The organism is Dietzia sp. 111N12-1 (assembly GCF_001658045.1).
Classification (GTDB): Bacteria; Actinomycetota; Actinomycetes; order Mycobacteriales; family Mycobacteriaceae; genus Dietzia; species Dietzia kunjamensis.
Genome location: NZ_LSSV01000037.1, coordinates 23072 through 34617, shown reverse-complemented (window position 1 = coordinate 34617; position 11546 = coordinate 23072). Strand labels below are relative to the sequence as shown.

The following is an 11546-nucleotide window of genomic DNA, read 5'->3' as shown; positions in this document are numbered from 1 at the left end:
CTCACCTACTGGCGGAACCTCTAAGAGTATGACCAAACAGAGCGATCGTCCCGGATTCGGTGGAGTACCCCTCCCGGGGTTGGATCCGGACCAGTTCTCCCTCGACGCCGCGCGGAGCCGGTTCGGGGACTCCTTCGACCCGATCCCCGTCCCCGAGCTGCCGCCGGCGGACCCGGAGTTGGACCGCGCGGTGGCCGAACTGCGCAGGTTGCGGGAGGCGACGGCGGCGTTGGCGCACTCCGAGGTCGAGCTCGGGGACATCGCCGACCGCCTGGCCGAAGTCGCTGATCTGCTGGAGCCGCGAGTCCCATCGCCCTCACGTCGGCTGGAGAACATGTGGACGGGTGCCGGGACCCGTCGCTCGAACCCGGTCGGCGGGCAAGAGAACCCGATCGCCCCGCCGGTGCAGTTCCACGGCTGTGACGACGGGTCGGTGATGGCGGAGGTGACCCTCGGTCCCGTCTACCAGGGCCCGCCGGCGTGTGTCCACGGGGGGATCAGCGCGCTCGTCATCGACCACATGATGGGCTTCGCCAACCACTGGGGTGGCCGCTTCGGGATGACGGCGCACTACGAGATCGACTATCGCTCGCCCACGCCGCTGCTCCAGCCGCTGACGTTCCGGGCCTGGGTGCACGAGGTCGACGGCCGCAAGACGTGGACGCACGCCACCATCCACGCCGGCGACCGGCTGTGCGTGGAGGCGCGGGGACTGTTCCTCGAGGCGAGCGTCCCGGTGCCGGGACAGCCGGGTGCGCGGTCGACCATCGCCGACGGCGCGTAGAGCGCCCCGGCCCCGCGGGGCCGGGGGCTCACCCCTGGACGTCGACCTGAATGACCTTCTGGAGGTACGGGGCGATGACCTCGGTGAGGCCCGACGCCAGCTGGTCGGGGTCGTTGGGCGGCAGTGAGATGAAGCTGATGCCGATCCGGGCGATGATCGACGCCGCGAGCCGTGCCTGGGCTTCCTCGATGCGCATCCAGCTGTCGGACAGGGCGGGGGTGAGCACCTCGGTGGCCCGTTCGATGAGCGGCCCGGCCTCGGTCGTGATGAGGCGCAGGAGGTCCGGTTTGATGTCGCCGGTGAGCAGGGCGCGGACCAGCGGGTCGTTCCGGCTCGACAGGAGGAACCCGTTGATCCCCTCGTTCAGCGCGGTGTCGATCTGCCCCGGGTGGCGGATGATCGAGTCGCGGATCTCCCCGGCGAAGGTCTCCGACAGCTGGAGTGCGTACGCCTGGGCCAGTCCCTGACGGTTGCCGAAGGTGCTGTACAGGGTCTGCCGGCTGAGACCGGCGGCCTGGGCCACGTCGGACATGGTCACCGAGGACCAGTCGTGCGAGCCCAGCAGCTCGTGCATGGCCTCGAACACGGTGGAGCGCAGTGACCGACGCTCCCCGCGGGGGTCGCCGGGGGAGCGTCGGTCACTTGTGGGGCGGTGACGGGGCATGGTGTCCATTGTTCCTGATCCCGTGGGCCGGGCGGCGGAGGGCCGATCGGAGCCCCGCACGCGGGGGTCACTTCACGGGCAGGAAGTCCACCTTGTCGCGGACGCCGCAGTCCGAGCACCGCCAGCTGTCGGGGATGGCCGACCACGGGGTCCCGGCGGGGAAACCCTCGCGCGGCAGCCCGGCGGCCTCCGAGTAGTGGTTCCCGCAGTTGGGGCACACGTACTCACCGGTCGGTGAGGTCTGATCGGTCGCGATGTCGGTGTCCGCGACGATCTGCTCGGCGACCGCCGTCGACCCGGCGCCGTGCCGGGCGAGGATCCTCTCGCGCTTGGACGGCTGGATGTTGGCGCGGGTGATGTCGCCGTCGTAGTGGGCCAGGACGCGCTTGTCCATGACCTTGCGCCACAGCGGCGGCACGTAGGCCAGGACCATCATCGTGGCGTAGCCCGAGGGCAGCTGCGGGGCCTGCTCGAAGCTGCGCAGTACCTGGTAGCGACGCATGGGGTTGGCGTGGTGGTCGGAGTGACGCTGCAGGTGGTAGAGGAAGATGTTGGTCACCAGGTGGTCGGAGTTCCACGAGTGCTCCGGGCGGCAGCGCTGATAGCGGCCGGCGGAGGTCTTCTGGCGGAGCAGGCCGTAGTGCTCGAGGTAGTTGACGACCTCCAGCAGCGAGAAGCCGAAGACGGCCTGCACGATGAGCCACGGCGCGATCTCCCAGCCGAACACGGCGATGAGTCCGCCGAAGAGCACGACCGTCATGAGCCAGGCGTTGAGGTTGTCGTTGCGCAGGGTCCACGGGCTCTTGCCCAGCCGCCGGAGCCGCTCGGACTCCAGGTGCCAGGCCGACGTCAGCGACCCGAACACGCTGCGCGGGAGGAAGGCCCAGAACGACTCACCGAAGCGCGAGCTGGCCGGATCCTCCGGAGTGGCGACACGCGCGTGGTGTCCGCGGTTGTGCTCGATGAAGAAGTGTCCGTAGCCGGTGGTGGCCAGGGCGACCTTGGACAGCCACTTCTCGCTGCCGGCGATCTTGTGCCCGAGCTCGTGGGCGGTGTTGATCCCGATCCCGCCGGTGATCGCGACGGTCCAGGCGACGCCGATCGAGGCGGCGATCCCGAGTCCCCCGTCGTAGCCCAGCCACGACAGGTCGTCGGCGGACCAGAGGTAGGCGGCCGCGATGAGGGACGCGTACTGGAAGGGGATGTACAGGTACGTGCACCACCGGTAGAACGGGTCGGCCTCGAGCTTGTCCATGACCTCGTCGGGCGGGTTCTCACCGTCGGCGCCGACGGCGAGGTCCCCGAGGGGGATCGCGACGTAGACGAGGAAGGGGAGGAGGAACCAGGCGACGGTGGCCGCCACGCCCCAGCCGAGGGCGTTGAAGCCGGCGACGATCGGCATCGACACGAACAGACCCATCGCGGGGATGAGTCCGAGCAGCCACAGGTACCGCTTGGCGTCGGTCCACGCGTAGGGCTCGACGGCGGCGTCCGCCTCGTGGTGGGTGTGCGGTGCCCCGTCGGTGGGGCTGATGTACTCGGTGCTGGACATCGCAGACGACCTCCGGGTCAACAAGGTGTGGCGTATGCCACTGTGTTGCCCCTGACATTAGACAAATTCCCCCGCCGTGTCTAGACATCACCCCAGATTTTGTCCAAAGACCGGATCGGGGCGACGACGACGAGGAACGCCACCGCGGTCGCGGGCCGGAATACGTGGGCCCCGTGCCGGGTTGTACCGAACGGTCGTCGGGGCCCCTCTCCGGCGCGGGAGGAGTACCGCTACGTGACGATGCAGCAGGCCGCCATGCGCACGCTGATGCGGGCCGAGAACAACAACATCGCGCTGGACCGCAGTGTGTTCACCCGCGAGAACTTCCGCAGGATCGGACAGTTCGCCCGCCCGCACACCCGGCGCATCGTCTTCTTCCTGGTGCTCTCCGTCTTCGGGGCCACCCTCGCCGTGGCGACACCGCTGCTCGCCGGCCGCGTGGTCACCGCGATCGTCGAGGCCTCGCCGGTCCGGGTCGTGATCGGCCTCGCGCTCGCCATCGCCGCGATCGGGATCATCGAGGCGATCGTCGCCGTCGTCACCCGGTTGTGGTCCGCACGGATCGGGGAGGGGCTCATCCTCGACCTGCGCCGCGCGGTGTTCGACCACGTCCAGACGATGCCGGTCGCCTTTTTCATGCGCACCCGCACCGGCGCGCTGGTCAGTCGCCTCAACAACGACGTGATGGGTGCCCAGCGGGCGTTCTCGGACACGCTGTCCGGGGTCGTGTCGAACCTGGTGCAGCTCGTACTCACGTTGGCCGTGATGGCCGGTATCAACTGGCAGCTCACCGTCCTGTCCGTCCTGCTGCTGCCGATCTTCCTGTTCCCGGCCCGCTACGTGGGCAAGCGGCTCGCGCGGCTCCGCCGCGAGGCCTCGGATCTCAACGCGTCGATGAACGACCAGATGACCGAGCGGTTCAACGCCGGCGGCGCGACCCTGGTCAAGCTCTTCGGACGTCCTGAGACGGAGTCGGCGGAGTTCTCCGCCCGCGCGGGCCGGGTCCGCGGCATCGGCGTGCGAACCGCGCTGCTCATGAGTGTGTTCATGAACTCGCTGACCCTGGTGTCCACGCTGGCGCTGGCGCTCGTCTACGGGCTCGGCGGGTGGTTCGCACTCAACGGCGCTCTCGACGCGGGGTCCGTCGTGGCCCTCGCGCTGCTCCTCACCCGCCTGTACGGCCCGTTGACCTCCCTGGCCAACGCGCCGATGGACATCGTCACGGCCATCGTCAGCTTCGAGCGGGTCTTCGAGGTCCTCGACCTGGAACCGCTCATCTCCGACGCCCCTGACGCCGTCGCCATCCCGGAGGGCCCGGCGACCATCGAGTTCGACGACGTCACGTTCTCCTATCCCTCGGCGGACAAGGTCTCCCTCGCCTCGCTCGAGGAGGTCGCGGTCCTCGACACCCGCGGCGGCCAGGAGGTCCTGCACGGGATCTCCTTCCGCGCCGAACCGGGACAGATGATCGCCTTGGTCGGGTCGTCCGGCGCGGGCAAGTCCACGATCGCCTCCCTGCTGCCGCGGCTGTACGACGTCGACTCGGGTGCGGTGCGGGTGTCGGGACTCGACGTGCGTCGGGTCACCTCGTCGTCGCTGCGGCGCACGGTGGGTATGGTCACGCAGGACGGCCACCTCTTCCACGACACGATCCGCTCCAACCTCACCTTCGCGCGGCCGGAGGTCTCCGATGACCTCGTCTGGGACGCGCTGCGCCGGGCCCGGCTCGAGGATCTCGTGCGGTCGCTGCCGGACGGTCTCGACACCGTCATCGGTGATCGCGGCTACCGGCTGTCGGGAGGTGAGCGTCAGCGACTGACGATCGCGCGGCTGCTGATCGCCGCCCCGTCGGTGGTGGTGCTGGACGAGGCCACCAGTGCGTTGGACTCCACCAACGAGTCCGCCGTCCAGGAGGCGCTGAGCGAGGCGATGGCCGACCGCACCTCGTTGGTGATCGCCCACCGGTTGTCGACGGTGCGCGCCGCCGACACGATCCTGGTCCTCGAGGCCGGCCGGGTGGTCGAGTCGGGCACGCACGCCGAGCTCCTGGCCACCGGTGGTCGCTACGCGGAGCTCTACGAAACCCAGTTCGCCGACCAGGAGTGAGACGGCGCCGCCGCCCGCCCCAGCGCCACCAGTGCCGCCCGCTCCGGCCCCGCCCAGCGCTCAACGAGAAGGGCGTTCCGCACATCCATACTCGGCGGATGTGTGCGGAACGCCCTTCTCGACGGCGGGGCTCCGGCCGGGGCTCCGGCGGGGGCTCCGGCGGCTGCCGGGGTGGCGGGGTGTCGCGGCGGCGGCCCTTCCTCAGCTCTCCAGGTGCAGGCCCAGCTCGCGGGCGGCGAGCGCGGCGTACTTGGAGGTCTGCTCGAAAGCCGACTCCAGGGGGTTGGCGTCGGTGACGTCCGCGATCTCGTTCCAACGCTCGGCGACGACCTCGGGGGTGCGCGCGTCGTCGGGGAGGTAGACGCCCCGCGACTCGACCATCTGGGACACGGCGAACACGCCGGCGCCGGCACCGAGGATGGTCTTGGTCGGGGCGTCCTCGCTGACCATGAACAGGGCGCCGGGGGCGATGGTCTCCGGGCCCATGATGTCGAGCACCCGCTGCGGCAGCAGATCCTCGGTCATCCGCGTGGCCGCGGTGGGGGCGATCGCGTTGACCTTGATGTTCTTCTTGGCGCCCTCGATCGCCAGGACGTTCATCAGACCGACGAGCCCGGACTTGGCGGCGCCGTAGTTGGCCTGGCCGAAGTTGCCGTAGATACCGGAGGTGGAGGCGGTCATGAGGATGCGTCCGTAGCCCGCCTCGGCCATGTGCGGCCACACGGCCTTGGTGCAGTTGACCGATCCCATGAGGTGCACCTCGACGACCTTGCGGAAGTCGTCCATCTCCATCTTGGCGAACGACTTGTCCCGCAGGATGCCGGCGTTGTTGATGAGCACGTCGATGCGGCCCCACTTGTCGATCACCGTCGACACGAGGGACGCGACGGCGGCCTCGTCGGTGATGTCGTTGCCGTCGACGATGGCCTCGCCACCGGCGGCCGTGATCTCGTCGACGACCTGCTGCGCCAGGGAGGGGGTGCCACCTTCGCCGTGGACGTCGCCGCCCAGGTCGTTGACGACGACCTTGGCGCCACGCTCTGCCAGCGCGAGCGCGTAGGCGCGGCCGAGGCCGCCGCCGGCGCCGGTGATGATCGCGACGCGGTCGGTGAAGTCGATGGTCTTGGTCATAGGGGGGCTCCTGTGATCGAGGGTGTGGAACGGTCGGGGGGTCTTCGGAGGCGTCAGCCCATCTCACCGCGGATGAAGGACTCGTACGCGGGGAGGTCGAGGAAGCCGTGACCGGAGAGGCCGATCACGATCGACGGTCCGGTGCCTGCCTCACCGGTGTGCTCACGGGCCTTGGCCATCGCACCTGCGAGGGCGTGCGTCGACTCGGGTGCGGGAACGATGCCCTCCGCCTTGGCGAACTCCACGCCCGCGGCGAACGCGACGTTCTGCTCCACCGCCATGGAATCGAGCAGGCCCAGGTGCTTGACGTGGCTGACCAGCGGCGCCATGCCGTGGTAGCGCAGGCCACCGGAATGGATGGGGTCCGGGACGAAGTCCTGACCGAGGGTGTACATCTTCATCAGAGGGGTCAGGCCGGCGACGTCACCGTGGTCGTACCGGAACTCGCCCTCGGTCAGCGAAGGGCACGCCGTGGGCTCGACAGCGATGATCTGCGTCCGCGCGCCGGCGAGGTTCTCGCGGATGAACGGGAAGGCCAACCCGGCGAGGTTGGAGCCGCCACCGGCGCAGCCGTACACGTAGTCGGGGGCGTCCTCGCCGAACATGCCCAGCTGCTTGAGGGCCTCCGCGCCGATCACGGTCTGGTGCAGACACACGTGGTTGAGCACCGACCCCAGTGAGTAGCGGGCCTCGGGGTCGCCGGCGGCCACCTCGACGGCCTCGGAGACCGCCATGCCGAGCGAACCGGGGGTGTCCGGGTCCTTGGCCAGGAACGAGCGTCCCGCCTCGGTCAGGTCCGACGGGCTCGGGTGGACCGAGGCGCCGAAGGTCTCCATGAGCATCCGGCGGTACGGCTTGGACTCGAACGAGGCCTTGACCTGCCACACCTCCACCTCGATGCCGAAGGCCTGACCGGCGAACGCCAGAGAGGCGCCCCACTGGCCGGCGCCGGTCTCGGTGGTGAGCTTGGTGATGCCCTCGGCGGCGTTGTAGTAGGCCTGTGCGACCGCGGTGTTGGGCTTGTGCGAGCCGACCGGGCTGGTGCCCTCGTATTTGTAGTAGATCCGCGCCGACGTGCCGAGCGCTTTCTCCAGGCGGCGGGCCCGGATCAGGGGCGACGGCCGCCACAGCCGGTAGATCTCCTGCACCGCCTCGGGGATCTCGATGTAGCGCTCCGGCGTGACCTCCTGCTCGATGAGGGACATCGGGAACAGCGGGGCGAGGTCCTCGGGACCGAGCGGCTCCTTGGTCCCCGGGTGCAGGTGCGGTGCCATGGGCTCGGGGAGATCGGCCTGGATGTTGTACCAGTGCGTCGGCATCTCGCTCTCCGGGAGGAGAGCCTTGACCAGCGAGCCGGAGGGAGCGTCAGACGTCATGTGTGTCCTCGGGAGGGATCGAAGGGGGTGAGCCGGGTCTCATCCTAGGAGGTCGCGCCGCATGGGGAGATGGGGGATCCGCCCATCGAGATAGTCCGGCCCGCACCGCGCGAATCCGAACTGCTCGTACCACCTCTCCAGGTAGGCCTGGGCCCCGATCTCCACGGGCCGGTCCCGGCACAGCACGAGCCCCCGGCGGATCAGCCGCGCCGCGATGCCCCGACCCCGCCAGGCGGGCGTCGTGCAGACACGTCCGATGTGCATGACCCCGTCGCCCGCGTCCGATCCGAACACCCGCAGTGTCGCGACGACCGCGCCGTCCGGTGCACGGGCCAGCAGGTGAATCGTGCCGGGATCGGCGTCGACGTCGTCGATCTCGGCGTACGGGCAGTCCTGTTCCGCGACGAAGACGTCCACACGCAGTTTGTACAGCGCGTGGACGTCCAGGGGACCCAGTTCGGGCAGGCTCGACGCGATGACCTCGAGTGCGGTGTCGTCGGCTGTGGAGTCGTCGGGGATCGGGTCCCGGTCGATCACTTGTCGGTCGCGGTCCCGTCCGTGGACGCCTCGCCGACCGGCTGGTCGTCCGAGGGCTGCGGTGCGGACCCGGCCGCCGGACCGGGTACCGCGCTGCCCGCGGCGGGGGAGGTGTCGGCGGACTGGTCCGAGGGCCCCTCGGGATCGGCGGACTCGATCGTCAGGTCCTCTCCGGTCTCTGAACCCACGGGGTCACCCGTCACGCCGGGGCCGGTCGTGGCCGCGGGCGCCGAGCCGGTCGTCTGGTCGCGCCCCTCGGCGGCCGCCTCTGCCGGGGTGGGTGTCCGCGGCGGGGCGGGGGTCGGGGTGGGCGCCGACGGCGAGGTGGGCGAGCCCTGGCCACGAAGGAAATAGGCCGTGGCACCCGCGACGGCGGCGCCGCCGGCGAGGCCCACGATCCACAGCGGCGCGAAGCGGCGCAGCGGGTTGCGCTTCTGGGGCGGCGTGTCCAGAGCCGACGTCTGCTCGCGCAGCGCGGAGGCGTGCTGCCTCGCGTCCGCGGCGAGATCGCCCAGGAGCTCGGCCTGCTCGGCGCGACGATCCCGGATCACCTGGATACCGCGGCTGGCACCGAAGAGGGCCAGGCCGACCGGTCCACGGGTGGCGGCGACTGCTGCCTCGCCCAGGAAGCGGGGGTCCTTGAGGTCGAACGCCTTCCGGGCGGCGGTGCCGGCCTTGTCCAGGTCCTTTTGCGCCTGCTTGACGGCCTTACGCTCGTCGGCGCGATCGCTTCGTTTGCTCATGGGTAGATGGTGGCACAGCGGCCCGACACCGACCACCACCTCGCCGACATCGGTCCCTGCGGCGTGGCAGGATGGGTGGCGTGAGCATCGCAACGCAGAAGGCAACCATCCACACCAACCGTGGTGACATCGTCATCGAGCTGTACGGCAACCACGCCCCGGAGACGGTCTCGAACTTCGTCGGTCTCGCCGACGGCTCCAAGGACTACTCCCAGGCCAACGCCAAGGGTGAGAAGAGCGGACCGTTCTATGACGGCTCGATCTTCCACCGCGTCATCTCCGGGTTCATGATCCAGGGCGGCGACCCCACCGGCACCGGCCGGGGCGGACCGGGCTACCAGTTCAAGGACGAGTTCCACCCGGAGCTGCAGTTCTCCGAGCCCTACCTGCTGGCCATGGCCAACGCCGGCCCGGGCACCAACGGTTCGCAGTTCTTCATCACCGTCGGCGCCACGCCGCACCTGAACAACCGCCACACGATCTTCGGCAAGGTCGCCGACGAGGAGTCGCGCAAGGTCGTGGACGCCATCGCGACCACCAAGACCGGTGCGATGGACCGGCCGACCGACGACGTCGTCATCGAGTCGATCGAGATCTCCTGACCGAGCGGTCCCGGTCGACCGGCGGCGCGGGTTCCGGACTCCCGGACCCGCGCCGCCGGTCTATCCGCAGCGCGGCAGGGCCGGCACGCGGCAGGGACAGGGCGGGGACGGGACACCGCACGAACGAGACGCAGCACGGATAACCGGGAGACATGAGCACCCAGACCCGACGCGGTGGCGCGGTCGCGAGATTCTTCCGCCTCCAGCCGGTCACGGCGTGGATCATCACCGCCAACCTGGCCGTCTACGCCGCCACCGTCGTGCAGGCGCGCAGCTTCCTGACCAACAACGCGTCGCCGTTGTTCGAGGCCACGGCGCTCTTCCCGCCGCTGGTGGCGGCCCGGGACGAGTGGTGGCGTCTGCTCACCTCGGCGTTCCAGCACTTCGGCCCGATGCACCTGCTGCTCAACATGTACATGTTGTGGATCCTCGGACTGGGGATCGAGCGCAGCATCGGGCACGTCCGCTTCCTCGCCCTCTACCTGGGCTCGGCGCTGGGCGGGTCGGTGGCCGTGATGTTCTACGGCCAGGGCGCCCTCACGGCCGGCGCCTCCGGGGCGATCTTCGGCCTGATGGGCGCGTACGCGATCGTGGCGATGTCGATGCGCCTCGACGTCAGGGGGATCGGGGTGTTGCTCGTCCTCAACGTCGGCGTGAGCTTCCTCGTGCCCGGCATCTCGCTCGCGGCCCATCTGGGCGGGCTCGCGGCCGGCGCCGTCGCCGCGTTCGCCCTGGTGGTGGTGCCACGCCGGATGCCGCGGCGCGTGGGCCGCACGGGCCGCCAGGTCGTCTCGTGGGCCGGCTTCCTCGTCGTGGTCGGGTCGGTCGGCGCCGCCGGGTGGTTCGCGGCCGACACCATGACGTTCGGGTTCCTCGTCACCCGCTGATTCCCACCGGCGTCTGACCCCGCGTCGGTCGACCCCCACATCGTCCGACCCCCGCGTCGTCCGCTGGGAGCGGTCTGACCCTCACCGGCCGTCGCCGACCGCCCCGAATCCCAGACGGTGCAGCGCGTCGACCACGTCCCGTGGATCCGCCCCCAGATCGAGCCGGGTGAACACGTCCAGTCGTTCGCGACCCCGCTCGTCCGTGTACTCGAGTCGCAGCAGGTGCTGCCGCGCCCCCCATCGGGAGACCCCCAGCGGGCGGACCTCCACCACCTCGGACCGCGGGACGAAGTCCACGCGGCGGAGCCTCTTGATCGCCAACTGCCCGTCCACCACCTCGAGTCGGGGCCGCCGGACCAGGTGGGACACACCCGACAGGGTGAGGAACAGCGCCGCCGGGCCGGTGAGCAGCAGTGCGAGCGGATCCTGCCGCTGCAGGCCGATCACCACCAGGGCCACCCCGAGCAGGATCTGCACGCCCGGCCACAGGGCCCCGGGTGACCACGACGCCGCCCGCGGGCCGGCTCCCGACACGGCGTCACCACTCATGCCGAACATCCTCCCCTATCCACAGGCGCTATCCACACTGTGGATGAATAACACGGGTGGAGTTCGACTGCCGTTCGAGTCGACGCGGTCCCGACCTGCGGTGTCGTCGGCATCGTCAACACACAGGCGTTATCCCCAGTGTGGAGGAAGTTCTCCACAGCGTGTGAGGGGTGTGGAAAAGGCGGGTCGAGACCCCTCTTTACCTCACCAGAGCCCCGTGACCTGCATAGATGCAGCGTTCTCAGAGAAAATGCAGGTCACCCCCCGCGTCGGGCGGGGGGTGACCTGTGGATAAACCTGTGGAACAGGCGGAACGTGCCCGGGGAAAGCGGCCGGGCGGGCCGGCTAGCGCCAGTTCATGGTCATGAGGAGTCCCACGACCGCGAGGCCGAAACCGATCGCGAAGTTCTGCCACGTCTCGAGCGAGGCCATGAACGGGATCCGCTCACCGGCGATGTAATACGTCACCAGCCAGAGCAGGCCCAGGATCATCAGCGCGAGCATGAGCACCAGGTACCACCGCGCGGTCGGGGTCCCCTTGACCTTGACGGGGGTGCGGCTGACGGCCGCGTCGGTGTACTCGGTCTTGGACCGGACCTTTGACTTGGGCATGAA

12 protein-coding genes are annotated in these 11546 nt (G+C 69.8%); 4 read left to right on the top strand and 8 right to left on the bottom strand.

The genetic code is table 11. From position 1 onward, the window contains the following. The first annotated feature begins 28 nt into the window (after window positions 1-28). On the top strand, window positions 29-784 hold the full coding sequence (locus tag AYO52_RS09800; protein ID WP_067716530.1) for a PaaI family thioesterase: 756 nt from the start codon (window positions 29-31) through the stop codon (window positions 782-784). Between the two features lie 28 nt (window positions 785-812). On the opposite strand, the gene AYO52_RS09795 is transcribed toward AYO52_RS09800, so the two are convergent. Together AYO52_RS09795 and AYO52_RS19195 are read right to left on the bottom strand one after the other, a co-directional pair. Next, the gene (locus tag AYO52_RS09795; protein WP_253702050.1) at window positions 813-1448 is read right to left on the bottom strand and encodes a TetR/AcrR family transcriptional regulator; all 636 of its coding nucleotides are present in this window, start codon (window positions 1446-1448) and stop codon (window positions 813-815) included. Between the two features lie 67 nt (window positions 1449-1515). Continuing rightward, complete coding sequence (locus tag AYO52_RS19195) at window positions 1516-3000, bottom strand: fatty acid desaturase (RefSeq protein WP_067716525.1); 1485 nt, start codon at window positions 2998-3000, stop codon at window positions 1516-1518. Window positions 3001-3240: 240 nt separating this feature from the next. On the opposite strand from AYO52_RS19195, the gene AYO52_RS09785 reads away from it, so the two are divergent. Further along, window positions 3241-5106 carry an ABC transporter ATP-binding protein gene (locus AYO52_RS09785; RefSeq protein ID WP_067716547.1) on the top strand — a complete coding sequence of 622 codons (1866 nt, stop codon included), beginning with the start codon at window positions 3241-3243 and terminating at the stop codon, window positions 5104-5106. Between the two features lie 201 nt (window positions 5107-5307). Here the strand turns inward: AYO52_RS09785 and AYO52_RS09780 are convergent, their stop codons facing one another. The 4 genes from AYO52_RS09780 to AYO52_RS09765 are packed head-to-tail and all read right to left on the bottom strand — an operon-like array spanning window position 5308 to window position 8893. Next, the gene (locus AYO52_RS09780; RefSeq protein ID WP_067716521.1) at window positions 5308-6237 is read right to left on the bottom strand and encodes an SDR family oxidoreductase; all 930 of its coding nucleotides are present in this window, start codon (window positions 6235-6237) and stop codon (window positions 5308-5310) included. A 53-nt stretch (window positions 6238-6290) separates the two neighbouring features. Then, entirely contained in the window at window positions 6291-7613 is a 1323-nt protein-coding gene (locus tag AYO52_RS09775; protein WP_067716519.1) for a TrpB-like pyridoxal phosphate-dependent enzyme, read from the bottom strand. Between the two features lie 39 nt (window positions 7614-7652). After that, on the bottom strand, window positions 7653-8150 hold the full coding sequence (locus tag AYO52_RS09770) for a GNAT family N-acetyltransferase (RefSeq protein WP_235027797.1): 498 nt from the start codon (window positions 8148-8150) through the stop codon (window positions 7653-7655). Beyond that, window positions 8147-8893: a hypothetical protein gene (locus AYO52_RS09765; RefSeq protein WP_067716541.1), complete on the bottom strand. Its 747-nt coding sequence runs from the start codon at window positions 8891-8893 to the stop codon at window positions 8147-8149. The genes AYO52_RS09770 and AYO52_RS09765 overlap by 4 nt, the downstream gene beginning before the upstream one ends. 71 nt (window positions 8894-8964) lie before the next feature. On the opposite strand from AYO52_RS09765, the gene AYO52_RS09760 reads away from it, so the two are divergent. Further along, entirely contained in the window at window positions 8965-9495 is a 531-nt protein-coding gene (locus AYO52_RS09760; RefSeq protein ID WP_167457879.1) for a peptidylprolyl isomerase, read from the top strand. A gap of 152 nt (window positions 9496-9647) precedes the next feature. After that, window positions 9648-10382, top strand: a complete 735-nt coding sequence (locus AYO52_RS09755; protein WP_067716514.1) for a rhomboid family intramembrane serine protease — start codon at window positions 9648-9650, stop codon at window positions 10380-10382. A gap of 81 nt (window positions 10383-10463) precedes the next feature. Here the strand turns inward: AYO52_RS09755 and AYO52_RS09750 are convergent, their stop codons facing one another. Next, window positions 10464-10931 (bottom strand): PH domain-containing protein, encoded by a 468-nt coding sequence (locus AYO52_RS09750; protein WP_067716538.1) that lies wholly within the window; start codon window positions 10929-10931, stop codon window positions 10464-10466. 345 nt (window positions 10932-11276) lie between these two features. Continuing rightward, window positions 11277-11543: a cell division protein CrgA gene (gene crgA, locus AYO52_RS09745; protein WP_067716511.1), complete on the bottom strand. Its 267-nt coding sequence runs from the start codon at window positions 11541-11543 to the stop codon at window positions 11277-11279. Window positions 11544-11546 lie beyond the last annotated feature (3 nt).

Bases quoted from the DNA above. Each gene is read 5' to 3' on its own strand.
- AYO52_RS09800 (WP_067716530.1), top strand. From the start codon at position 29: ATGACCAAACAGAGCGATCGTCCCGGATTCGGTGGAGTACCCCTCCCG.
- AYO52_RS09795 (WP_253702050.1), bottom strand. From the start codon at position 1,448: ATGCCCCGTCACCGCCCCACAAGTGACCGACGCTCCCCCGGCGACCCC.
- AYO52_RS19195 (WP_067716525.1), bottom strand. From the start codon at position 3,000: ATGTCCAGCACCGAGTACATCAGCCCCACCGACGGGGCACCGCACACC.
- AYO52_RS09785 (WP_067716547.1), top strand. From the start codon at position 3,241: ATGCAGCAGGCCGCCATGCGCACGCTGATGCGGGCCGAGAACAACAAC.
- AYO52_RS09780 (WP_067716521.1), bottom strand. From the start codon at position 6,237: ATGACCAAGACCATCGACTTCACCGACCGCGTCGCGATCATCACCGGC.
- AYO52_RS09775 (WP_067716519.1), bottom strand. From the start codon at position 7,613: ATGACGTCTGACGCTCCCTCCGGCTCGCTGGTCAAGGCTCTCCTCCCG.
- AYO52_RS09765 (WP_067716541.1), bottom strand. From the start codon at position 8,893: ATGAGCAAACGAAGCGATCGCGCCGACGAGCGTAAGGCCGTCAAGCAG.
- AYO52_RS09760 (WP_167457879.1), top strand. From the start codon at position 8,965: ATGGGTGGCGTGAGCATCGCAACGCAGAAGGCAACCATCCACACCAAC.
- AYO52_RS09755 (WP_067716514.1), top strand. From the start codon at position 9,648: ATGAGCACCCAGACCCGACGCGGTGGCGCGGTCGCGAGATTCTTCCGC.
- AYO52_RS09750 (WP_067716538.1), bottom strand. From the start codon at position 10,931: ATGAGTGGTGACGCCGTGTCGGGAGCCGGCCCGCGGGCGGCGTCGTGG.
- crgA (WP_067716511.1), bottom strand. From the start codon at position 11,543: ATGCCCAAGTCAAAGGTCCGGTCCAAGACCGAGTACACCGACGCGGCC.